Origin of the sequence: Zavarzinia sp. CC-PAN008 (assembly GCF_051903925.1) — a bacterium.
GTDB lineage: Bacteria > Pseudomonadota > Alphaproteobacteria > Zavarziniales > Zavarziniaceae.
On record NZ_CP173678.1, the window covers coordinates 4,016,197 to 4,038,145 of the forward strand.

At 70.6% G+C, this 21,949-nt stretch carries 17 protein-coding genes; 11 read left to right on the forward strand and 6 right to left on the reverse strand.

Annotated features, from left to right (window positions below):
- Nucleotides 1-73 precede the first annotated feature (73 nt).
- The 6 genes from apbC to ACI6GS_RS18840 all read left to right on the forward strand — a co-directional run bounded on the left by apbC (nt 74) and on the right by ACI6GS_RS18840 (nt 10,573).
- Entirely contained in the window at nt 74-1,189 is a 1,116-nt protein-coding gene (gene apbC, locus ACI6GS_RS18815; protein WP_439814999.1) for an iron-sulfur cluster carrier protein ApbC, read from the forward strand.
- A gap of 266 nt (nt 1,190-1,455) precedes the next feature.
- Nucleotides 1,456-4,284, forward strand: coding sequence for a beta strand repeat-containing protein (locus tag ACI6GS_RS18820; RefSeq protein WP_439815000.1), 2,829 nt, complete (start codon nt 1,456-1,458; stop codon nt 4,282-4,284).
- 272 nt (nt 4,285-4,556) lie between these two features.
- Nucleotides 4,557-6,029 (forward strand): diguanylate cyclase, encoded by a 1,473-nt coding sequence (locus tag ACI6GS_RS18825; RefSeq protein ID WP_439815001.1) that lies wholly within the window; start codon nt 4,557-4,559, stop codon nt 6,027-6,029.
- A 208-nt stretch (nt 6,030-6,237) separates the two neighbouring features.
- Nucleotides 6,238-7,581: a bifunctional UDP-N-acetylglucosamine diphosphorylase/glucosamine-1-phosphate N-acetyltransferase GlmU gene (gene glmU / locus ACI6GS_RS18830; RefSeq protein WP_439815002.1), complete on the forward strand. Its 1,344-nt coding sequence runs from the start codon at nt 6,238-6,240 to the stop codon at nt 7,579-7,581.
- Between the two features lie 30 nt (nt 7,582-7,611).
- Nucleotides 7,612-9,432: a glutamine--fructose-6-phosphate transaminase (isomerizing) gene (gene glmS / locus ACI6GS_RS18835; protein ID WP_439815003.1), complete on the forward strand. Its 1,821-nt coding sequence runs from the start codon at nt 7,612-7,614 to the stop codon at nt 9,430-9,432.
- A gap of 31 nt (nt 9,433-9,463) precedes the next feature.
- The gene (locus ACI6GS_RS18840; RefSeq protein ID WP_439815004.1) at nt 9,464-10,573 is read left to right on the forward strand and encodes a glycosyltransferase; all 1,110 of its coding nucleotides are present in this window, start codon (nt 9,464-9,466) and stop codon (nt 10,571-10,573) included.
- A gap of 23 nt (nt 10,574-10,596) precedes the next feature.
- On the opposite strand, the gene ACI6GS_RS18845 is transcribed toward ACI6GS_RS18840, so the two are convergent.
- The gene (locus ACI6GS_RS18845; protein ID WP_439815005.1) at nt 10,597-11,841 is read right to left on the reverse strand and encodes a serine hydrolase domain-containing protein; all 1,245 of its coding nucleotides are present in this window, start codon (nt 11,839-11,841) and stop codon (nt 10,597-10,599) included.
- Nucleotides 11,842-11,963: 122 nt separating this feature from the next.
- Here ACI6GS_RS18845 and ACI6GS_RS18850 point away from each other — a divergent pair, with 122 nt between their 5' ends.
- The 4 genes from ACI6GS_RS18850 (at nt 11,964) to ACI6GS_RS18865 (ending at nt 17,807) form a co-directional block, all read left to right on the forward strand.
- A complete protein-coding gene (locus ACI6GS_RS18850; protein WP_439815006.1) occupies nt 11,964-12,818 on the forward strand; it encodes a fumarylacetoacetate hydrolase family protein in 855 nt (284 codons plus the stop codon).
- A 256-nt stretch (nt 12,819-13,074) separates the two neighbouring features.
- Nucleotides 13,075-14,124 (forward strand): MraY family glycosyltransferase, encoded by a 1,050-nt coding sequence (locus ACI6GS_RS18855; protein WP_439815007.1) that lies wholly within the window; start codon nt 13,075-13,077, stop codon nt 14,122-14,124.
- A gap of 41 nt (nt 14,125-14,165) precedes the next feature.
- Nucleotides 14,166-16,085, forward strand: a complete 1,920-nt coding sequence (locus tag ACI6GS_RS18860; protein WP_439815008.1) for a polysaccharide biosynthesis protein — start codon at nt 14,166-14,168, stop codon at nt 16,083-16,085.
- A gap of 153 nt (nt 16,086-16,238) precedes the next feature.
- On the forward strand, nt 16,239-17,807 hold the full coding sequence (locus ACI6GS_RS18865; RefSeq protein ID WP_439815009.1) for a CYTH and CHAD domain-containing protein: 1,569 nt from the start codon (nt 16,239-16,241) through the stop codon (nt 17,805-17,807).
- A 40-nt stretch (nt 17,808-17,847) separates the two neighbouring features.
- Here the strand turns inward: ACI6GS_RS18865 and ACI6GS_RS18870 are convergent, their stop codons facing one another.
- The 5 genes from ACI6GS_RS18870 to ACI6GS_RS18890 form a co-directional block, all read right to left on the reverse strand.
- Nucleotides 17,848-18,363 carry a ferritin family protein gene (locus tag ACI6GS_RS18870; RefSeq protein ID WP_439815010.1) on the reverse strand — a complete coding sequence of 172 codons (516 nt, stop codon included), beginning with the start codon at nt 18,361-18,363 and terminating at the stop codon, nt 17,848-17,850.
- Nucleotides 18,364-18,397: 34 nt separating this feature from the next.
- Nucleotides 18,398-19,207 carry an SDR family NAD(P)-dependent oxidoreductase gene (locus ACI6GS_RS18875; RefSeq protein WP_439815011.1) on the reverse strand — a complete coding sequence of 270 codons (810 nt, stop codon included), beginning with the start codon at nt 19,205-19,207 and terminating at the stop codon, nt 18,398-18,400.
- Nucleotides 19,208-19,320: 113 nt separating this feature from the next.
- A complete protein-coding gene (locus ACI6GS_RS18880; protein WP_439817992.1) occupies nt 19,321-19,785 on the reverse strand; it encodes an AAC(3)-I family aminoglycoside N-acetyltransferase in 465 nt (154 codons plus the stop codon).
- An 82-nt stretch (nt 19,786-19,867) separates the two neighbouring features.
- Nucleotides 19,868-20,566 (reverse strand): SDR family NAD(P)-dependent oxidoreductase, encoded by a 699-nt coding sequence (locus ACI6GS_RS18885; RefSeq protein WP_439815012.1) that lies wholly within the window; start codon nt 20,564-20,566, stop codon nt 19,868-19,870.
- Nucleotides 20,563-21,189, reverse strand: a complete 627-nt coding sequence (locus tag ACI6GS_RS18890; RefSeq protein ID WP_439815013.1) for a 2-hydroxychromene-2-carboxylate isomerase — start codon at nt 21,187-21,189, stop codon at nt 20,563-20,565. The genes ACI6GS_RS18885 and ACI6GS_RS18890 overlap by 4 nt, the downstream gene beginning before the upstream one ends.
- A gap of 271 nt (nt 21,190-21,460) precedes the next feature.
- Between ACI6GS_RS18890 and ACI6GS_RS18895 the strand changes: the two genes are divergently transcribed.
- The gene (locus tag ACI6GS_RS18895) at nt 21,461-21,919 is read left to right on the forward strand and encodes a DUF4126 family protein (protein ID WP_439815014.1); all 459 of its coding nucleotides are present in this window, start codon (nt 21,461-21,463) and stop codon (nt 21,917-21,919) included.
- Nucleotides 21,920-21,949: the final 30 nt, after the last annotated feature.

Below are 21,949 nucleotides of genomic sequence, written 5' to 3' on the forward strand. Positions count from 1 at the left end.
TATGGCCGGCGACAGGCGCAGGCCCTGTCGCAATATGAGCACAACGCCTTTGAATGCAAGGACGGGAACCAAGATGACCGTGACCCGAGAGGCCGTACTCGCCGCCCTGGCGACCGTGGTCGACCCCCGCAGCGGCCGGGACGTGGTCCAGGCCGGCGTGATTTCCGGGCTGGTCGTGCGCGACGGCCATGTCGGCTTCGCGGTCGAGGTCGACCCCCGCGAGGGGGCGGCGATGGAGCCGCTGCGCGCCCGCTGCGAGCGCGCGGCCGAGGGCGTGCCCGGCGTGCTGTCGGTCAGCGCCGTGCTGACCGCGCACACCGCGCGGCCCGAACACCAGGGCGGTCACGACCATGGCCACGGCCATGGCGCCCAGGCCAAGCCCGCCCTGCCCGGCATCCGCTCGGTGATCGCCGTCGCCAGCGGCAAGGGCGGCGTGGGCAAGTCGACGACCGCCGTCAATCTCGCCCTGGCCCTGGCGCGCCGCGGCCTGGCCGTGGGCCTGCTCGACGCCGACATCTACGGCCCCTCGGTGCCGCGCCTGATGGGCCTGTCGGGCAAGCCCGACACGCGCGATGGCAAGAAGCTGCTGCCGATGCGCGCCCACGGCGTGGCCTGCATGTCGATCGGTTTCCTGATCGAGGAGGACACGCCGATGATCTGGCGTGGCCCCATGGTGATCAGCGCCCTGACCCAGCTCCTGAACGAGGTCGAATGGGGCGCCCTCGACGTGCTGGTCTGCGACCTGCCGCCGGGCACTGGGGACGTGCAGCTGACCATGGCGCAGCGGGTGCCGGTGACCGGGGCGGTCATCGTCTCCACCCCCCAGGACATCGCCCTGATCGACGCGCGCAAGGGGCTGAACATGTTCCGCCGGGTCGAGGTGCCGGTGTTCGGCATCGTCGAGAACATGAGCACGTTCATCTGCCCCCATTGCGGCGAACGGTCCGACATCTTCGGCCATGGCGGCGCCCGCGACACCGCCCTGAAGTATGACGTCGACTTCCTGGGAGAAATTCCCTTGTCCCTGCCGGTGCGCATCCAGTCCGACCTTGGCATGCCCATCGTCGCGGCCGATCCCGACGGCCCGGTGACCCAGGCCTACCTCGCCCTGGCCGATTCCGTCGCCACCCGCATCGAAACCGCCCTCGGCCCCCAGGGCCGCCGACCGCCCCGCATCGTCGTGCGTTAGGCGGCCTCCGGCACGCGGCCCGGAATCAGCCTCATGGGGCGTCGCACCGTGACGCCCATCACGCACACGCAGATCGGGAGAACCGAACGACCATCAAGCCGCTCGCCTGCTGAACCCTGGGTTGCTACCATTCGCACATTCACAGCAAGAGGCGACGACCCTCGTTGCGATAGCGCTTCGAGAGATCGGCCCGGATAGTACGTCAGACCGGATCTGCATCCGTCTGCGAAATGTCAGTTGCGATCATTCAGTGGGAGAGCGCGTAGATGGCGACGTTCAGGGGTACGACGGGTCAGGACAGGTTTTTCGGTGGGTCCGCCGACGACACGTTCTTCTTCGGCGACGTCTTTCGTAACTTGGTTCAGAACGACCTCAGTTCCGCCGACACTGTGAATGGCGGCGCCGGGAACGATACACTGGCTTTCACGCTCACAATGTCTGTGAGCGAGGCGGATCTCGCCAATGTGCGCAACATTGAGCGGATCGTCCTCAGCAGCGATATCGGTCCCCAGGGCTCTGGGCCGACGACGAACACAGTATTCCTCACTGACGCGATGGTCGGGAGCGCCCAGAGCGACGTCGTCACGATCGTTGGCACAACGATCAACGACAGGATCACTGCGGCGTCTGTGACCGGTGCCGCTCACCGGACCATCTTCATGGCCGGCGGGGGCAATGACACGGCAATCGGCGGTGCCGGCAAAGACACGTTCATGGGAGGCGACGACAACGACATCCTCTCCGGCGGCGCCAACAACGACACGCTGATGGGTGGCAACGGCCTCGATACCCTCATTGCGGGACTGGGGGATGATTTCCTGGATGGCGGCGCCGGCGCCGACCTCTTTCAGTTGACCGCCGAGCAGTTGACGTCGGCCGACTCCGTGATCGGTGGCAACGACGCGGTTCTCGACACATTGGAACTCACCACTGCCGGTACTGTGACCGCTGCGGAGCTCGCAGGCGTATCTGGCGTGGAGGTGATCCGCTTTGGCGTGGCGGGCCTGAACAATATCGCCCTGTCGGATGCCTTCGTCGGCTCCGCGATCGGCGACAAGGTCACGATTCTTGGCAGTGCGGGCGCGGACAGCATATCGGCTGTCGCCGTGGCGGGCGCCGCCAACCGCATCAACGCGGTTCTCTACGCGGGCGCCGACCGGATGACTGGCGGTGCAGGGGCCGACACCATCGATGGCGGCACGGGCGACGACGTGCTGTCCGGGGCGGCCGGCAATGACACGCTGATCGGCGGCGATGGCCTTGACACCCTGACGGCGGGCATCGGGGCCGACATCCTGGATGGCGGCGCAGGAAACGACAGCTTCCGCTTCGGGGTTGCCGAACTCACGAGCGCGGACACGGTCAATGGCGGTACCGGCCGGGACGTTCTCACCTTTACAAGTTCCGGTGTCATCGCAGCATCGAGCCTTGACAAGGTGTCGCTGGTTGAAGTCATACAGCTCGCCAACGGCGCGAACAGGCTGACCCTCTCCAACACCGCGGTTGACGCGGTTGCCAGCGGTACCGCTGCAGACCTGCTGTCAGTCATCGGCGGCAGCGGTCTCGACATCATCGACGCCAGCGGCATTGCAACCACAGGAGCAGACGGCCGCCGAAATCTCGTTCAGCTTTTCGGAGCGGCGGGCAATGACACCTTGCTTGGTGGGGCTGGCGAGAACTACCTGTCAGGCGATGCCGGTGACGACCTGCTCTCAGGTCTGGCGGGGGATGACTCGCTCCTGGGTGGGGTTGGCAATGACACATTGCTCGCCGGCACGGGCAACGACAAGGTATTCGGTGGCGACGGAAACGACACGTTCCGCATGGCCGAAGCCGAACTGGGTGGCGTCACCGGCAACCGAGACAGCCTGTTGGGCGGCCTGGGTATAGATACACTTCAGTTCACGACCGCGGGCACGATCGCGGGCAGCGACCTTTCCGGGGTCGAGCAGATCGAAGTCATCCGTCTCGCATCAGGAAACAATACGGTCGCATTGCTTGAGCGCAATGCGACGAGCGCGACCGGCGGCGTGATCACTGTGGTCGGTAATGCCGGCACCGATGTCCTGGATGCCTCTTCTGTGGACACGGGCGGGGTCCACCTCCTCGGCGCCGCGGGAAATGACACCCTGATCGGCGGTGGCGGGCGCAATGTTCTGGACGGCGGCGAGGGGAACGACGTCCTCGTCGCCGGTTCCGGCACGAACACGCTGATTGGGGGCAACGGCAACGACACCTTCCGTTTTGAGGACCCATTCACATCGGCCTCGATTATCGGTGGCGCTGGGGCCGACACATTGGTTGTCGGTGGCGGGTTCGGTGCCTGGACCTTGCCCACATCCGCCACGTCCCTGATTTCGGGTGTCGAAGTCATCCGCCTGGAGACGAGCAGTTCGGCCGCCGGCAATGCCGATACGATCGACATCGCCGACAGCACTGTCGCCTCGGCTGGTAACCGACTGCTCGTGATCGGCGACGGCAGCGCGAACATCCTGAATGCCTCGGCCGTTGCCGCCGGACGTTCGGTCACGCTGGTCGGCAATGGTGGCGCGGATCAGCTGAGCGGAGGCCAGGGCGCCGACCGGCTGGAAGGCGGCGACGGGAACGACGTCCTGAAGGGGAACGGCGGGGCCGACGTGATCGTCGGGGGCACGGGAAACGATACGATCACGGGCGGCACAGGCGCCGACACGATCGTCTGGAATCAGCTGACGGAGGGGATCGACACCATTGTCGGCTTCTCACATGCTGACGACAGCCTGCGCTTCAACAAGCTGGTCTTCGGCTTCAACGGAAGCTCGTTTGACACGCGGCAGGTCGACAGCACCGGCTCCGGTCCGATCGGCGCTGCCGATCTTGTCCTGCTCTCTGGCGTCGTCATCAACAATGCAAGTCAATTCAATGAGTACCTTGACAGCAACGGCACCGGGGCCGGAGGGGCCGGCCTGTTCGTTGCGGCCAAGAACAGTGCGGGCGCAACACTCCTGTTCTATACCGGCGACGCCAGCGGGGCGGCCAACGACGGCATCCAGATCGCCAATTTCGGCAACATTGCATTGTCTTCGCTCGACGTGAACGACTTCGTTTTCGTCTAAGCACATTCGCGTCCGAGCACAGCGGTCGAAGCGCCATTCGGGGCTTCGACCGTTGCTGCGCGCGGGACCATGGTGGTTCCCCCGAGCGGCGCAGCCCCGCAGCGTCGTGCGCAGACGCCATCGCTGCCGCTCGCACGCAATGGCTGCGGCGGAAACCAGGGATTAACGGGTTCGCGCGATAACTCGGACTGCAGGCCGCAGGTCGACTCCGCAATTTCGCGCATGGGTGCATCGCCCTGGGTCGACACGCTGGGGTCACGACGGTTCCGCGTATGGTCGATGCCGCGCGCCAGGCGCCCCCACCCCATGTCCTGCCCTCGCCACGCCAGGTGCGCGACGCCCTGGTCGTGGGCGCCGTGGTCCTGGCGGCGGCGCTGGCCGGCATCCTGGCCCGGCCGCTGGGCCTGCTGTCGGACCTGTGGCCGGCCAATGCGGTGCTGATGGGCCTGATGCTGCGCGCGCCGCGGCTGGCCGGGGTCAGCTGCTGGAGCGCCGCGTTCTGCGGCTTTGTCGCGGCCGACCTGCTGACCGGCAGCGCGCTCGCCATGACGCTATGGCTGACCCTGGCCAACCTGGCGGGGGTCGCCGTCACGGTCGGGCTGTTCCAGCTGCGCCCGGCGGCAGACCGCCGGCTGGCGCGGCCGTCCTCGGTCCTGGTGATGTTCGCGATCCTGGTCCTGTCGGCGGCGGCAGCGGGCACGATCGGCGGTGTGGCCGGGCCGGTCTTCTTCGCCCAGGATTTGGTCCCCTCGATCTTCAACTGGTTCACGGCGGAACTGGTCGCCAGTTCGATCATCCTGCCCGTCCTGCTGACCTTTCCCCGGCTGCCCGTATCGCGGCCGGGGGGCCTCGCCCGGGCCCTGCACGGCGCCCTGCGCGGCGTGACCCCCGGCGCCCTGGCGCCCGCCGTGTCGGTCGTGCTGGCGACCGCCTGCGCGACCCTGCTGGGCGGCCCCGGCGCCATCGCCTTCCAGGTGCCGGCGCTGCTCTGGTGCGCCGTGTCCTATCGCCTGCCGGTGACGGTGGTCCTGACCATGGCGGCCAGCCTGGTCCTGACCATGGCGGGCTCGCTTGGGACGATGAACGTCTTTCCCGTGCCGGACACCAGCGCGATGATCTCGTTCCGGCTGGGCATCGCGCTGCTGGTTCTTGGGCCACTGATGGTGGGCAGCATCCAGGCCGCCCGGGCCGAACTGCTGCTGGAACTGCGCCACGCCGCCGACCACGACGCGCTGACCGGCGTGCTGGGCCGCAGCGCTTTCCTCCGCCAGGGGCAGGAGACGGTGGCCGCCCTGGCGCGGGAGCAGCGGCCCTTCGCCGTGCTGATGTTCGACCTGGATGGGTTCAAGGCCGTCAATGACGGCCAGGGCCACGCCGCGGGCGATGCCCTGCTGCGCCTGTTCGCGCGCACGGTGCAGCGCACGCTGCGCCGCGGCGACCTGATCGGCCGCCTGGGCGGGGACGAGTTCGTGGCCCTGCTGCCCGATGTCGACGGGGACGAGGCCCAGGCCCGCGCCGAGCAGATGCGCCGGGCCGTGGCCGACGCGCCGCCGCAGGGCGATGGCCGCGACCGCGCGCCCGTGACCGCCAGCATCGGCCTGGTCCATTCCGACGAGGGCCATGCCTTCCGCGACGACGCCCGCCTGCGCGAACTGCTGCTGCTGGCGGACAAGGCGCTCTACCGGGCCAAGCATGCGGGCCGCAACCGCGTCGCCACCGTGCGGCGCCCGCTGCCCGCGATGTGAAAGCCTCGACCTGACGCCCCCCGCATGAAGCCCCGGCCCGGCAGCCAGGGACACAAAACGTGACTGCCGGCGGGCCCGCGAACATGGCAAGGTCGCGCCTGGCACCGGGCCGGGATTCGTCCGCCGGGTGCCGTGGCATCGCCCCGGCCGATGCCGGGCAGGAACGCGGCGGGCCACAGGTCCCGCCCGCATGTGTGGAGTGGCACCCGTGACCGACACCGCCGTCATTGTCCTGGCCGCCGGACAAGGGACACGGATGAAATCCCGCCTGGCCAAGGTGCTGCACCCGCTGGCGGGGCGCGCCATGCTGGGCCACGTCCTGGCCGCGCTGGACGAGCTGAAGCCGCGCACGACCGTGCTTGTCCTTGCCCCGGGGATGGAGGAGGTGGCCCGCCACGCCGGCGGTGCCAGCATCGCGATCCAGGAACGGCCATTGGGCACCGGCGACGCGGCGCGCGCCGCCCTGCCCGCGCTGGCGGGCTTTGGCGGCGGCGTCCTCGTCGTGTTCGGCGACACGCCCCTGCTGACCCCGGCGACCCTGGTGCGCCTGCGCCATGCGCTGGACGACGGCACGGCGATCGGCGTCCTGGGCTTCCGCCCCGCCGATACCGCGCAGTACGGCCGCCTGGTGCTGGATGGCGACGGCGCGCTGACCCGCATCGTCGAGCATCGCGACGCGACCGAGGCCGAGCGCGCCATCCCCTGGTGCAATGCCGGCGCCATGGCCATCTCGGGCATCCACCTGCGCGAGCTGCTGGCCGGCCTGACCAATGCCAATGCCAAGGGCGAATACTACCTGACCGACATCGTCGCCCTGGCCCTGGCGCAGGGCCTGGCGGCGCGCGTGGTCGAGGCCGACGCGGACGAGGTGCTGGGCGTCAACGACAAGGCCGAGCTGGCCCAGGCGGAGGCGATCCTGCAGCGGCGCCTGCGGGCCCGCGCGCTGGAGGCGGGCGTCACTATGCAGGACCCGGCCAGCGTCTTCCTCTGCGCCGACACGACCTTTGGCCAGGACGTGACGATCGGCCCCAACGTCGTCTTCGGCCCCGGCGTCGTCGTCGGCAGCAACGTCACGATCAAGGCCTTCAGCCACGTGGAGGGGGCCGACATCGGCGCCGGCAGCGTGATCGGCCCGTTCGCCCGCCTGCGTCCTGGCACCGTGCTGGAGACGGACGTCCACATCGGCAATTTCGTCGAGCTGAAGGCGACGCGCATGGGCACGGGCGCCAAGGCCAACCACCTGGCCTATGTCGGCGATGCCAGCGTCGGCGCCCGCGCCAATATCGGCGCCGGGACCATCACCTGCAATTATGACGGCTTCGACAAGTGGCGCACGGTGATCGGAGAGGATGCCTTCATCGGCTCCAACACGGCACTGGTGGCGCCCGTCACCGTGGGCGACCGGGCCATCACCGCGGCCGGCTCGACCATCGTGCGCGACGTGCCGGAGGATGCCCTGGCGCTGGCCCGGGGCAAGCAGGAGGACAAGGTCGGCTGGGCCCACCGCTTCCGCCTGGCTGGCCTGAAGCGCAAGGCCCGGCGCGCCCGCTAGAGCGTCCCACGCAACAGGAGTCCTGACGGCATGTGCGGAATCGTTGGCATCGTGGGGACCGCGGAGGCGGCGCCCCGCATGGTGGAGAGCCTGCGCCGGCTGGAATACCGCGGCTACGATTCGGCCGGCGTCGCGACCCTGGTGGGCGGCGGCATCGACCGCCGGCGCGCCGAGGGCAAGCTGAAGCACCTGGTCGACCTGCTGGGCCGCCAGCCGCTGCCCGGCGTCGTCGGCATCGGCCACACCCGCTGGGCGACCCATGGCGCGCCGAACGAGACCAATGCCCATCCCCATGCCACGCGCCGCGTCGCCGTCGTCCATAACGGCATCATCGAGAATTTCCGCCAGCTGAAGGACGAACTGGCCGCCGCCGGCCACGTCTTCCAGACCGAGACCGATTCCGAGGCGATCGCCCACCTGATCACCCATCATGTCGAGCAGGGCCTGAGCCCCGAGGCCGCGGTCGAGGAGGCGCTGCGCCGCCTGCACGGCGCCTTTGCGCTGGGCATCATCTTTGCCGGCGAGGACGACCTGCTGATCGGCGCCAGGCGCGGCAGCCCGCTGGCCGTCGGCCATGGCGAGGGCGAGAGCTACCTGGGCTCCGACGCGCTGGCCCTGGCGCCGCTGGCGCGCGCGATCACATACCTGGACGAGGGCGACTGGGCCATCCTTCACCGCGGCGGGATCGAGATCCGCGACGCCTTCGGCGGCCGGGTCGAGCGTCCGGTCCGCCCCATGGGCCCGGCGCTCGGCCTGATCGACAAGGGCAACCACCGCCACTTCATGCTCAAGGAGATCCACGAGCAGCCGGCGGTGATCGGCGACACGCTGGCCTGCCATTTCGATCCCGCGACCCGCCTGCCCGTCCTGCCGGACACCAAGGTCGACCTGGCGGCGGTGAAGCAGCTGACCATCGTCGCCTGCGGCACGTCCTCCTACGCGGCCCTGGTCGCCAAGTACTGGTTCGAGCAGATCGCCCGCATCCGGGTCGAGGTCGACATCGCGTCCGAGTTCCGCTACCGCGAGGCCCCGCTGGAGCCGGGTGGCCTGGCGATCTTCGTCTCCCAGTCGGGGGAGACGGCGGACACCCTGGCGGCGCTCCGCTATGCCAAGGCCCAGGGGCAGTACGTCGCCGCCGTCGTCAACGTCGCCGAAAGCTCGATGGCGCGCGAATCCGACCTCGTCCTGTCGACCCATGCGGGGCCAGAGATCGGCGTCGCCTCGACCAAGGCATTCACCTGCCAGATGGTCACGCTGGCCTGCCTCGCCCTGGCCGTGGGCCGCGCCCGCGGCGTGCTGGACGAGGCAGCGGTCGCCGACCTGTCGGAACAGCTCTCCACCGTCCCCTCCCGCCTGGCCGAGATCCTGGACCGGGAGGAGGAGATCGCCGACGTCTCCCGCTTCATCGCGGATGCGCGCGACGTGCTCTACCTGGGGCGCGGCAACTGCTATCCCCTGGCGCTTGAAGGCGCGCTGAAGCTCAAGGAAATCAGCTACATCCACGCCGAAGGCTATGCCGCGGGCGAGATGAAGCACGGGCCCATCGCGCTGATCGACCCCGCCGTGCCGGTCGTCGTGATCGCCCCCAGCGGCCCCCTGTTCGAGAAGACCATGTCGAACACTGCCGAGGTGCTGGCCCGCGGCGGCAAGGTCGTCCTGATCTCCGACGCCGAGGGGATCGCGCGGGCGGGCGAGGTCGCGCGCACGATCGAGATCCCGGCCGTGCCGCCCTTCATCGCGCCGATCGTCTGCGCCGTGCCGGTCCAGCTCCTGGCCTACCACGCCGCCGTCGTGAAGGGCACCGACGTCGATCAGCCCCGCAACCTGGCCAAGTCCGTCACGGTCGAATAGGTGGCCCGGGTCCGCGGTCCGGCGTCTGGGCATGGAGGTCCTGCACGTCATCACCGGCCTGGAACGCGGGGGGGCGGAGGGGGTGCTGCTGCGGCTGGCCGGCAGCGCGCCAGGGCAGCACGAGGTTGCCGTGCTGCGTCCCGGCATCGGCTTGCGCGGGCACTTCCACGCGGCGGGGGTCAAGGTCCATGAGCTGGCCATCGGCGGGGCGGCGCAGGCCCTGCCCGGCCTGTGGCGGCTGGCCCGCCTGATCCGCCAGCTGCGGCCGCAGATCGTCCAGGGCTGGCTTTATCATGGCGACCTGTTCGCGACGGCCGCGCTGGCGCTGTCCCGCCGGCGCAAGGCGACGCGCCTGGTCTGGAGCGTCCGGGCGTCCGACATGGACGCCGCACGTTACGCGCGCCTGCACCGGATCGGTGCCTGGGCCTCCCGCTTCCCCGACCTTGTGACCTATAACAGCGCGGCCGGCCGGCGCTTCCACGAGCGTGTCGGCTATCGCCCGCGGGCCAGCGCCCTGGTCGACAATGGCATTGATATCAGTCGCTTCCACCAGGATCCGGAAGTCGGATCACGACTCCGCGCGACGCTTCAGATCCCGGATGAAGCAACGGTCGCGATCGCCCTGGGGCGCAACGATCCGATGAAGAACTGGCCCGGCCTGCTGGCCGCGGTGCGTGACGTGCCCGGTCTCACCCTGCTGGCGGCGGGCACCGGGACCGAGGCCCTGCCCAACCAGCCCGGCCTGGTCCGCCTGGGGGCTCGCGACGACGTGGCCGCCCTGCTGGCCGCGTCCGACCTGTTCGTGCTGGCCAGCAGCCATGGCGAAGGCTTCTCCAACGCCCTGGGGGAGGCGATGGCCAGCGCCCTGCCCTGCATCGCGACCGACGTGGGCGACGCCGCCCGCGTGCTGGGCGGGACCGGCCTGGTCGTGCCGCCCGGCGACGCGTCAGCCCTGCGCGCCGCGCTCGCCGCCCTGTCGGCCGACCCGGCACGCCGGCGGGCGCTGGGCAGCGCGGCCCGCGACCGGATCGCCACGCATTTCACGGTCCAGCACATGCTCGACCGCTTCGACGCGCTCTACGCCGACCTGATCACACACACGCTCCACCTACGTCCCCCGGTTCATCCGGGGGACCCATGAACCGGCCGTCAAATTGGAGGCCCTCAGGCGAACGCTTCCGTCATCGCGGAATAGACCAGCGTCCTCAACTCGCGCCGCACCGGATAGGCGGACGAGGGCAGAAGCTGGGCCATGAACACCACGGCCAGGTCCTCTGCCGGGTCGACCCAGAAATAGGTGCTCGCCGCCCCACCCCAGAAGAAGTCGCCGTGGCTGCCAGGCAGCATGGTCAGCGGCACGTCCATGGTCGTGGCAAAGCCCAGGCCAAAGCCCACGCCCGAATAGCCGGCTTCGGTGAACAGGGCGCGCGACCGCGACACCGCCCCGATATCGGCCCCACCCGGCAGGTGGTTGGCGGTCATCAGGTCCAGCGTCTTGGGGCTGATCAGGCGGGCCCCGTCCAGGGCACCCCCCTCCAGCAGCGCGCGGGCAAAACGCATGTAGTCGGCCGCGGTCGAGACCAGACCGCCACCGCCCGACACGAAGCTGGGCGCCTTCAGGTACGGGCTCTTGGCCGGATCGTCCTGCAGGTCGGGCGGCCCCGCCTTCACCGCCTTGCCGCCCAGCGCGCCCGCGGCATAGCAGGCGACCAGGCGATCGGCCTTGCCGTCCGGCACATGGAAGCCGGTGTCGACCATGCCCAGCGGATCGAAGATCCGGGCCTTCAGGAACTGCTCGAACGGCTGGCCGCTGATCCGCTCGACCAGATAGCCCAGGACATCGGTCGAGACCGAATAGTTCCAGGCCGTTCCGGGCGAGAACTCAAGCGGCGTCTTGGCCAGGGCGGCGATCATGTCGGCCATCGTGCCGCCCTCGCCGATCTTGTGATGGCGGTAGGCGGCATCGACGTTGGACTGCTGCTGGAAGCCATAGGTCAGGCCGGACGTATGGCGCAGCAGGTCGATCATCTGCATCGGCCGGGCGGGCCGCGTGGTGCGGAACGCCTGGTGCGTGCCCCCCTCGAACACGCCCAGGTCGGCCCATTCGGGGATCACCTTGGCCACGGGATCGTCCAGCGCGACCAGCCCCTCCTCCACCAGCATCATGAAGGCGACGGATGTGATCGGCTTGGTCATCGAATAGATGCGGAAGATCGCATCCTCCTGCAGGGCCTTGCCCCGCTCGCGGTCGGCCAGGCCCTGCACCGACTGGTGGACCAGGTCCTCGCCCCGCCAGATCAGCACCTGGGTACAGGGCAGCAGGCCCGGCGCCACATAGCGGTCGTTCAGGAACCGGTCCAGGCGGTTCAGGCGCTCGCGCGAAAAGCCGGCAACCTCGGGTTCGCTCATTGTCTTGGGTCCTCCCTGGGAGCGGACCCTAGCACGGCCGCGCGACAAGAAACCTGTGGACTTGCCCCTCTGGCTTGGGCTTTCAAGGCGGGACCGCCGGACCGGCGGGGGGAGACGACGCGATGAAGCTGGCGACCTTTCTCGACGAGGGCCATGAGCATGTCGGCCTGGTTGTGGGCGGCGGCCTGGTCGCCCTGGACCGGGTGGCACCCGCCCTGCCCCGCACCATGATCGACCTCATCGCCGCCTGGCCCCAGGTCCGCGATGCCGTGGCCCAGGCCGCAACGGCGGCACCCACCCACCGCCTGGACCACGTCCGCCTGCTGGCCCCCGTCCCACGACCGCGCAAGATGATGGCGATCGGCCTCAACTATGCCGACCACGTGGCCGAGACGGGGATGGCGACCCCGGTGAACCAGCTCTGGTTCGCCAAGCAGACCAACGCGGTGAACGGCCCGTTCGATCCCGTCGACCTGCCTCGTGTGTCCGAGCAGCTCGACTGGGAGGCGGAACTGGTCGCGATCATGGGGCCCACCGGCCGCCACGTCCCCGTGGCCCGCGCCCGCGACCATGTGTTCGGCTATTGCGTGGGCAACGACGTCAGCGTGCGCGACGTCCAGATGCAGACGCCGCAATGGATCCTGGGCAAGTCGTTCGACACCCACGCCCCCTTCGGCCCCTGGATCACCACCGCGGACGAGGTGGGCGACCCTCACCGCCTCGGCATCCGCACCCTGGTCAACGGCGCGCTGCGCCAGAACTCCAACACCACGAACCTGATCTTCCGGGTGGAGGACCAGGTCGCCCGCCTGAGCCAGGTCATGACGCTGGAAGCCGGCGACGTCCTCTTCACCGGCACGCCGGGTGGCGTGGCGCTGGGCATGAAGCCGCCCGTCTGGCTCAAGGCGGGCGACCGCGTCCGCGTCGAGATCGATGAACTCGGCGCCATCGAAGCCGAAATCCGGCCCGAGCCTTGAGGACGCGCGGGCTCCTGCTGCTTCCCCGCATGCCCCGGGTCCCCGCGCCCATGGGCATGGGGTGGAATCGCGGGGAAGCCGATTGCCGGGCCGGTGCGCAACAGAGCCCTCCCCCGTCCGCAGGATGGGGGAGGGTTGGGTGGGGGCGGTGTCCCGACTTCCGGCAGGTCCGGTCCGCGCTGGAACCTGAGGTCCAGCCCCCACCCCAGCCCTCCCCCATCCTCCGGACGGGGGAGGGAGCGGGTTGGTATCCCCCATGCCCACCCTGACCCTGGCCCTCATCCTCGCTGGCGGACTTGGCCTGTCCCTTGTGCTGACCCGGGTCATGATGGCGGTGCCGATCCTGGATCGGCCGCAGGCCCGCTCGTCGCACAGCGTGGTGACGCCGCGCACCGGCGGCATCGCCGTCGTGCTCAGCTTCGCCGCCACCGCCACCGCCCTGCTGGCAGTGGGGCCGGGCGACCTGCCGACCGGCCCGCTGGCCTGGTTCGTCGCCGCCGCGGGCCTGCTCTGCGGCGCGGCCCTCTATGACGACATCGCCGACGCGCCGCCCCTGACCAAGCTCGCGGCCCAGGTCGCGGCGGCCCTGCTGGTGGTGCTGGGCGGTGGCTTCTCGTGGGATGTACTGCCCCTGCCCGGCCTGGGCGAGGTGCTGCTGCCGCCCTGGGCGGGGACGGCGCTTGCCCTGGCCTGGCTGCTGTTCTTCACGAATGCCTTCAACTTCATGGATGGGATCAACGGCATTGCCGGGGTCCAGGCGGCTTTGGCCGGACTGTTCCTGGCGCTCATCGCCTGGTCGGCGGGGCAGACGGGCGTGGCCCTGCTGGCGCTGGCCGTGGTCGTCGCCGTGGCGGGCTTCCTGTGCTTCAACTTTCCCGCAGGCCGCATCTTCATGGGCGATGTCGGCAGCCAGTTCCTGGGCCTGCTGTTCGCGACGCTGACGCTGGTCGACTGGAACGGCCAGGCCGGCACGCAGCCCGTCTCGATCCTGGTCGTGCCGATCCTGGTCCTGCCCTTTGCCGCCGATGTCGCGCTGACCCTGGTGCGGCGCGCCCGGCGGGGGGAGAACCTGCTGAAGGCGCACCGCGACCACCTCTACCAGCTGCTGATCCGCGGCGGCATGAGCCACGCCCAGGTGACTGGCATCCACGCGGCGCTGATCGCGCTGTGCGGCCTTCTGGCGCTGGCCACGCAGGCGACCCTGCCACCGGGCCTGGCCTGGATCGGGCTGGCCCTGGCGCTCGGCGCCCAGGCCGCCTTCACCGCCGCCGTGCTGGGCCGCGCGCGGCGCCAGGGCCTGCGCTGATGGGCTTGACGGGCGGCGACGCCGGCACCAATGAGAGGCCGGTGAGCGATACCCCCCTGCGGCACGGCAAGGCCCGGCGACGGCGCTGGAAGCAATGGACCATGGTCGCGGCCGATGCCGTGGCCCTGCCCATCGCGCTGTGGTCGGCGACCACCCTGCGCTTCACCGACCCGCGCGTGGGGCTTCAGGTTTCGCCCTGGATCTATGCCCTGGCGGCGCTGGCCGGCGTGCTGTGCTTTGCCAGGCTTGGCCTCTATCGCGCCGTGATCCGCTTCATGGGGATCGAGGCGATCGGCGCCGTGGTCGCCGGCGTCACGCTGTCGACCCTGGCCCTGCTGCTCGCGACGATCGTCCTGGCCGAAGGGGCGCTGGGCCTGACCGACGAGCGGCTCAGCATCTCGGTCCTGACGATCTACTGGGCCTTCGCCCTGATCTATGTCGGCAGCACCCGGCTCGCCTGGCGCGCCTGGCACTACAGCCGCGACGTCAGGGGCAAGGGGCGCGAGCGCACGCTGATCTATGGCGCCGGGCGCTCCGGCCTGCAGACGATGATGGCGCTGCGCCGCAGTCCCAGCTACGTGCCCGTCGCCATCGTCGACGACGATCCCGCCGTGCGCGGCAGCACCTTCGACGGGCTCAAGGTGCGCCCCTCGACCGAGCTCCAGCACCTGCTGCGGGTGGAGCGGCCCTCGCAGATCCTGGTCGCGGTCCAGGCCCAGGGGGCGCGCCGCCGCGCCCTGGACCAGCTCCAGGCGCTGGGGCTGGAGGATCGCGGCATCCGCGTCCGCATCATGCCCAGCATCGAGGACGTGGTCGCCGGCCGCAGCAATCCGGAGGCGCTCCGCGCGGTCGAGCCCGAGGACCTGCTGGGCCGCGACCCGGTCGAGGCGGATCCCGCCTTGCTGGCCGCGACCGTCGCGGGCCGCGTCGTGCTGGTCACCGGCGCCGGCGGCTCCATCGGCAGCGAACTGTGCCGCCAGATCGCCCAGGCGGGGCCCGCGCGCCTGCTGCTGTTCGAGCATTCGGAATTCGCCCTGTTCCAGGTGCACCGCGAGCTGGCGGCGCGCCATCCCGACCTGGCCCTGACGCCGGTGCTGGGCTCGATCCTCGACCGCGACCGGCTGGCGGCGGAACTGGCCCAGGCGGGCGTGCGCACGCTCTTCCACGCCGCCGCCTACAAGCATGTGCCAATGGCAGAGGCGAACGTCCGCGCGACCGTGCTCAACAACGCCATCGGCACGCTGCGCGTGCTGGAGGCCGCCGAGCAGGCGGGCTGCGAGCGCGTCGTCCTCATCTCGACCGACAAGGCGGTCCACCCCAGCAGCGTCATGGGCGCCACCAAGCGCCTGGCCGAGCTGACGCTGCAGGCCTGGCCGCAGCGGGACCCGGCGCGCGCGCCGATGCGCCTGACCATCGTGCGCTTCGGCAACGTCCTGGGCTCGTCGGGCTCGGTCATTCCGCTGTTCAAGGAGCAGATCGCCGGCGGCGGCCCGGTGCGCGTGACCCATCCCGACGTCACGCGCTACTTCATGACCGTGTCGGAGGCGGTCCAGCTGGTGCTGCAATCCGCCGGCATGACGGAGGCGGACGAGGCGCGCGGCGGGCTGTACCTGCTCGACATGGGCGAGCCGGTCCGCATCGTCGACCTCGCGCGCAGCATGATCCGCCTCGCCGGCCTGCGCCCGCGCGACGACGCTCACCCGGACGGCGAGATCGAGATCGTCTTCACGGGCCTTCGCCCGGGCGAGAAGCTGACTGAGGAACTGTCCAGCACCGGCGACGCGCTGCCCACCCGCCATCCCCGCATCTTCCGCGTGCGCGAGCCGATGCTGCCCTGGACCGCCGTCCGCGACCGCCTGGCGGTCCTGGACGGCCTGTGCCGCGCCGGCACGGAGGAGGCCGTGCTCGCCGCCCTCTGGCGGGCGCTCGACACGGCCGAACCGCCCGCCCACGGCGCTTGATCCGGCGCAAGGCGGGATCGCCCCCGGCATGATCCTGTAACATCCGGTGTCGCCTGCGCGCCGCCCGGCCGGCCCCGGTGTGACCTGTGCCTGCACTTGCCCAAGTCCGCGCCTTGTTGGACTGTCGGGCGCCAAAGGGTTGGAGCAGAGATTGTGGCGCACGAAACGGAGCTGAAACTCGAATACCCGGCACAGGCCCTGCGCCGGGTGGAAAAGTCGCAGCCCCTCAAGGACTTCGGGGTGGGCCGCGCGCGTATCCGCGAGCTTGTCTCGACCTATTACGACCTGCCCGACCGCAGCCTGGGGGCGGCCGGACTCAGCATCCGCCTGCGCCGCATCGGCGAGCAGGCGGTGATGACGGTCAAGGCCCCGGGCACCGACCAGGGGCCACTGGCCCATCGCCTGGAATGGGAGATCCCGGCGCCCGCGGGCGAGCTGGCCCTGGACGCCTATCCCCCCGGCACGATCGACCAGGTGCTGGACGTGGCGCGCGTGGCCCCTGCCCTCGTGCCCCTGTTCTCGACCCACATCACGCGGCGCGAGCGGCGCGTCCTGATGGGCGAGACGACGATCCTTCTCCTGGCCTTCGACGAGGGCGAGGTCCGCGCCGGCGACGCCCACGACAAGGTGTCGGAGCTGGAGATCGAGCTGGTCCAGGGCGAGCCTGCCGCAATCTTCGACCTGGCCCTGGCGCTGCACGCGGTCGAGCCGACGCGCATCGGCACCCTGACCAAGGCCGCGCGGGGCCATGCCCTGCTGGAGGGGACCCGCGCCGCGCCGGTCAAGGCGGCGGAGATCGCGCTGGACCCCGTCAGCACGACCGGCGACGCGCTCGCCGCCATCGTCGCCAACTGCCTGGAGCAGTGGCTGGCGAACCAGGCCGGCGTCCTGGCCGGCGACGACCCGGAGGCGGTGCACCAGATGCGCGTGGCCCTGCGCCGCCTGCGCTCGGCCCTGCGCCTGTTCCGCACCGTGCTGGACGGCGCCACGACCGATCCGCTGGACGGCGAGCTGCGCTGGGCCGCTTCCGCCTTGGGCCAGCAGCGCGACTGGGACGTCTTCGTGGACGAGATCCTGGCCAGCGTGCGCGATGGCCTGCCGGACGAGGACGTGCTCGCCCTGCTAGCGGAGCGCGCCGCGGCGCCGCGGGCGGCGGGTCGCGCGGCGGCCCAGGCCGCCATCGCGTCCCCCCGCCATGCCGAGGCGGCGCTGCGCGTCGGCCGCTGGCTGGCCGCGCGCGCCTGGTCCGCGCCGGATTCAGGCTCGGGCCCGGAGGCCGGCGCCGCCCCCGACGGCCGGGCTGCCGCCCTGGCGGCCCCTGCGGCCGTGTTCGCGGCGGGCGTCCTGGAAAAGCGCTACCGCCGCGTGCGCAAGGCCGGCCGCCATATCGAGACGCTGCCGGCCGAGTCCCTGCACGCCCTGCGCATCCAGATCAAGCGCCTGCGCTATGGGATCGAGTTCTTCTCCAGCCTGTTCTCGCAAAAGGCCGTGCGCCGCTTCGGCGCGGCGCTGCAGGAGCTGCAGTCCCTGCTGGGCCACCTGAATGACATCGAGGTGGCCAAGCGCCACCTGGCGACACTCGACGATGGCCGACCCTCGACGGCGCGCGCCGCGGGTCTGGTCCTTGGCTTCCACGGCGGCCAGGTCGCGGCCGAGCGCCGCGCCCTGTTCAAGGCCTGGGCCAGGCTCAAGGACCTGGCCCCGTTCTGGCACGACGCCTGAACCGGCCGCCTGCCCCGCCACGCGGCGGGGCAGGCGGACGTTAAAGGCCGGCCAGCTTCAGGATGTCCTGGGCGCGCTCGGCATGGCGGCGTTCCTCGGTGCCGTTGCGGCGCAGCAGGCTGGCCGCCTCCGCGTCGTCCACATGGGCGGCCCAGCCCTCGTACAGGACCTCCCCCTTCAGCTCCTCGGCCACGATCATCTCCAGCAGCGGCCGCGTCACGGCCAGGTCCGCCGGCACCTTGGCGTAAGGGTTGTCGGCATGGTCGGGGATCGCCATCGCCTGCCCGTGCAGGCGCTGGATCACCTCCTGCACCCGGTGGGCGTGGGACAGTTCCTCGTTCGCCGTGCGCCCCAGCAGGCGCTTGATGTCGGCATTGTCGGTCGTCTCGGCCAGGGCCTGGTAGAACGCCTGGCCGCCCGCCTCCTGCAGGACCATGCGCTTCAGGTCCTCCAGCGTCGGCGCGGCCGAGGCATCGGCCGTATAGCCGCCGGGCTTGCGCTCTTCCTGCATCTCCGTCTCCCCCTGCTTGCCCTGGGCCCGGTCCGGCCCAGGCATTCAATCGCGCAAGATCATATCACGCCCGCGCCGCTCAGATGGCGCTCTGCGCGTGATCGACCGCCAGTTCCGCGCCGGAGACATAGGCGGCGGCATCGGAGGCCAGGAACAGCACGGCGTTGGCGATGTCGGTCGGCTGGCCCAGCACGCCGCCCGGCACGATGGCCTGGGCCAGGATCGCGGGATCGATGCGGTTGGCGACCACGGCGCCGACCTGGCCCGCTCCGGCCAGGGAGTCGGCGCCGCTGCTGACCTTGTTCCAGATGGCCGTCTCGATCACGCCGGGATGGATCGAGTTCACGCGGATCCTGTCGCCCGCCCGGGCGCACTCGCCCGCCACCGCCTTGGCGAACAGGCGCACGCCGCCCTTGGTCGCGCAATAGCCGGCCAGGCCAGGCGCGCCCTTCAGTCCGGCGACGGACGAGATGATGATGATCGAGCCGGACCCCGCCCGGCGCATGGCGGGGATGGCATGCTTGGTGCCCAAGAACACGCCGTCCAGGTTGATCGCGTTCTGCCGGCGCCAGTCGGCCAGGGTCATCTCCCACACCGGTCCGGCAATGCCGATGCCGGCATTGTTGACCAGGATGTGCAGGCCGCAAAAGGTCTGCTCGGCGTCCGCCACGACGGCGATCCAGCGGTCCTCGTCGACCACGTCGTGCTCCAGGGTCAGGACCTTGCCGCCGCCGTCGCGGATCTCGCGCTCCAGGCTCGCCAGTCCGTCGCGGTCGATGTCGGTGGCGACGACCGCCGCCCCTTCGCGCGCCAGGACAAGCGCCGAGGCCCGCCCGATACCGGATGCCGCGCCCGTGACGATCGCCACCTTCCCCGAAACCTGCCCCATGTCCCTGGCTCCCCTGTTTGTCCCGGCGGTCGATTGAGTGACCGCGCGGTCTGCTTATCGGCTCGACTTATCGCCGATCCGCGGGCCAAACGCTAGGGACGGAAGGGGCCGCCTCAGCCAACGGGAATGTCGAAGTGCAGGACCGCCTCCCGCGTGCCCAGGCTGTCGTACAGCGCCACCGCCGGCGAATCGGGCGGGTCGGCCTGGACGAAGATGACATACCCGCCGCGGGCCGCAGCCAGCGGCTTCAGTGCCTGGATCAGGGCGGTGGCGATGCCCCGGCGCCGGTGCTCCTCCGCCACCGCCAGGTCATAGATGTAGAACTCGCTGCGTTCCTGCTCGAACTTCACCAGCTCATAGGCCGCCAGACCGCCCACGACCGTCCCGCCGCGCAGGGCCGCCAGGGCGATGAAGCTGTCACCGCCCAGCAGGCGGCGCAGGTAGTCGTCGCCCGGCTGGGCGCCGGTATAGGTTGCCTCCTCGGCAAAGGCACGGCCCAGCACCGCCAGCATCTCGCGGAACAGGGCGATGTCCGCCGGTCCCAGGTGCCGGATCACCACGCGCTCGCTGCCCTGCATGTCGCTGCCCTGCATGTCCCTGTCCTCGCCTGTGGGTGCGGGACCGCACATGGGGCCGCGTCCGTCCTGGCGCCAGGGGCCCCTACCACACCTCGCCGAACGGCCGGATCTCGACGTTGAACGACCAGGCAGAGCGGGGCTGGTTGACCAGGTGCGCCACCTCGTCCGCGATATGGGCCGGCTGGATGAAGAAATCGTCCGGCTTGTCGGCGAAGCGCTGGCGGGTCCAGGGCACGTCGATCACCGCGTCGATCACCACATAGGCGACATGCACGCCCTTGGGATGCACGTCCCGGGCGATCGCCTCGGCCAGGATGCGCTGGGCCGCCTTGGTCGGGGCAAAGCCGGCGAAGTTCGCGCGGCCTCGCTGGGCCGAGGTATTGCCGGTGACGATCAGCGCGCCCCGCCCGGCCGCGATCATGGCGGGCGTCAGGCGCCGCGCCAGGTGCAGCAGCGCCATCGTGTTGACCTGGAAGTTCTGCAGCAGCACGGCCGGGTCGATCTCGGCAAAGGTGCCCCAGGCCCCGCCCACGGCATTGTGCACGACGACCTCGGGCGCGCCGATCTCGCGCTCGACCGCGTCCAGCGCGGCGTCCAGCGCGGCCGCGTCGGTCACGTCGACGGGATAGCCGCGGGCGCCATCGACCTCGGCCTCCAGCGCCTTCAGCCGCTCCCCATCGCGCGCCAGCATGGCGACGGAAAAGCCGTCGCGCGCCAGGCGCCGCACGATCGCGGCCCCCGTGCCAGGGCCCACGCCCGTGACCAGTGCAACCCTGCTCATGCCGCCGCTCCCGCCTGCCGCGCGCCGTTCAGGGCCGCGCGCACGAAATCCATCCGGTCATTGCCAAAGAACATCTCCTCCCCGACGAAGATCGTGGGCACGCCGAACACGCCGCGACCCGCCGCCTCCGGCGTGATCGCCTCCAGCTGGGCGCGGCGCTCCGGCCCGTCCGCCTCGACCCACAGGCCGTCGTCCGCGATCCCCGCCTTGGCCAGCACGGCGGCGCGGCCCTCCGCGCTGACCAGGTCGGCCGGCACACCCCACATCGCGTCGAACACGGCGGTGGTGAAGGCTTCGGCCTGCCCCCGGTCGCGCGCCACCAGCGCCGCCCGGATCAGGGTGTTGAAGTCCGTCTGCCCCGCCCGTGCCGCGGCCATGAAGGCCCCGTTCATCGCGAACGGCGCGCCCAGCAGCGCCGCCCAGCGCGCCGCATCGATCCCGGCATAGCGCGCCTTGGGCGGACAGGCGGGCGACGGCACGTTCCCCACGCTCTTCATCACCGCCAGGATGTCACAGGGCTGGTACACAACCTCCGCCCCATGGCTCTCCCGCAGGCCCGGCAACTGCCGGTTCGCCAGATAGGCATAGGGGCTGCCGAAGTGAAAATAGAAGTCCAGGCGCATCGCACCCTCCCAAATCGTTCCGGGATGCGATTACGCCCGTCATATCATATGACGTCAATCATCGAACGCGACGCAGGAGGCCAACCCGGACAAAAGTGGAGGGCCGCCCGTCCCTCCGGCCCCAAGAGCCCCCCGTCCGAAGGATGGGGGAGGGTGCGTCCTGCCCCATTGCGGTGCCGTGACGGTTCGGGCGAAGGGGCGGCACGGATCTCCTCACCGGCTGGCACGTTTGCATCCTCTCCGGGCTTCGCGACGCAGGGACGCTGACACCATGATCGTTCTCAGCCTGTTGATCGGCATCGTGGCGGGTCTGCGCACCATGACCGCGCCTGCGGCTGCCAGCTGGGCGGCCTATCTTGGCATCCTGCCCCTGGCCGAGACGGGTCTGGCCTTCCTGGGCCATGCCTGGGCGCCCTGGATTCTGACCCTGCTGGCGCTGGGCGAATTCGTCGCCGACAAGCTGCCGTTCACGCCCAGCCGCAAGGTCCCGATCCAGTTCGCGGCGCGCCTCGTGTCCGGCACGCTGTGTGGCGCCGCCTTTGGTGTTGCTGCGGGATCGATCTGGCTGGGCGCTGTCGCCGGCCTGGTCGGGGCCGTGGCCGGCACGCTGGGTGGGGCCACCCTGCGCCAGCGCCTGGCCGCCGCCATGGGCCGCGACCTCCCTGCTGCCCTGTGCGAGGACGCCCTGGCCATCGGTTCGGCCGCCCTGATCGTGTGGAGTGCCGCATAACCCGAACATGCGATGCGATCGTGGTCGGGG

Excerpts from the sequence above, each read along its gene's own strand:
- apbC (WP_439814999.1), top strand. The coding sequence starts at position 74 with ATGACCGTGACCCGAGAGGCCGTACTCGCCGCCCTGGCGACCGTGGTC.
- ACI6GS_RS18820 (WP_439815000.1), top strand. The coding sequence starts at position 1,456 with ATGGCGACGTTCAGGGGTACGACGGGTCAGGACAGGTTTTTCGGTGGG.
- ACI6GS_RS18825 (WP_439815001.1), top strand. The coding sequence starts at position 4,557 with ATGGTCGATGCCGCGCGCCAGGCGCCCCCACCCCATGTCCTGCCCTCG.
- glmS (WP_439815003.1), top strand. The coding sequence starts at position 7,612 with ATGTGCGGAATCGTTGGCATCGTGGGGACCGCGGAGGCGGCGCCCCGC.
- ACI6GS_RS18840 (WP_439815004.1), top strand. The coding sequence starts at position 9,464 with ATGGAGGTCCTGCACGTCATCACCGGCCTGGAACGCGGGGGGGCGGAG.
- ACI6GS_RS18845 (WP_439815005.1), bottom strand. The coding sequence starts at position 11,841 with ATGAGCGAACCCGAGGTTGCCGGCTTTTCGCGCGAGCGCCTGAACCGC.
- ACI6GS_RS18850 (WP_439815006.1), top strand. The coding sequence starts at position 11,964 with ATGAAGCTGGCGACCTTTCTCGACGAGGGCCATGAGCATGTCGGCCTG.
- ACI6GS_RS18855 (WP_439815007.1), top strand. The coding sequence starts at position 13,075 with ATGCCCACCCTGACCCTGGCCCTCATCCTCGCTGGCGGACTTGGCCTG.
- ACI6GS_RS18870 (WP_439815010.1), bottom strand. The coding sequence starts at position 18,363 with ATGCCTGGGCCGGACCGGGCCCAGGGCAAGCAGGGGGAGACGGAGATG.
- ACI6GS_RS18875 (WP_439815011.1), bottom strand. The coding sequence starts at position 19,207 with ATGGGGCAGGTTTCGGGGAAGGTGGCGATCGTCACGGGCGCGGCATCC.
- ACI6GS_RS18880 (WP_439817992.1), bottom strand. The coding sequence starts at position 19,785 with ATGCAGGGCAGCGAGCGCGTGGTGATCCGGCACCTGGGACCGGCGGAC.
- ACI6GS_RS18885 (WP_439815012.1), bottom strand. The coding sequence starts at position 20,566 with ATGAGCAGGGTTGCACTGGTCACGGGCGTGGGCCCTGGCACGGGGGCC.
- ACI6GS_RS18890 (WP_439815013.1), bottom strand. The coding sequence starts at position 21,189 with ATGCGCCTGGACTTCTATTTTCACTTCGGCAGCCCCTATGCCTATCTG.
- ACI6GS_RS18895 (WP_439815014.1), top strand. The coding sequence starts at position 21,461 with ATGATCGTTCTCAGCCTGTTGATCGGCATCGTGGCGGGTCTGCGCACC.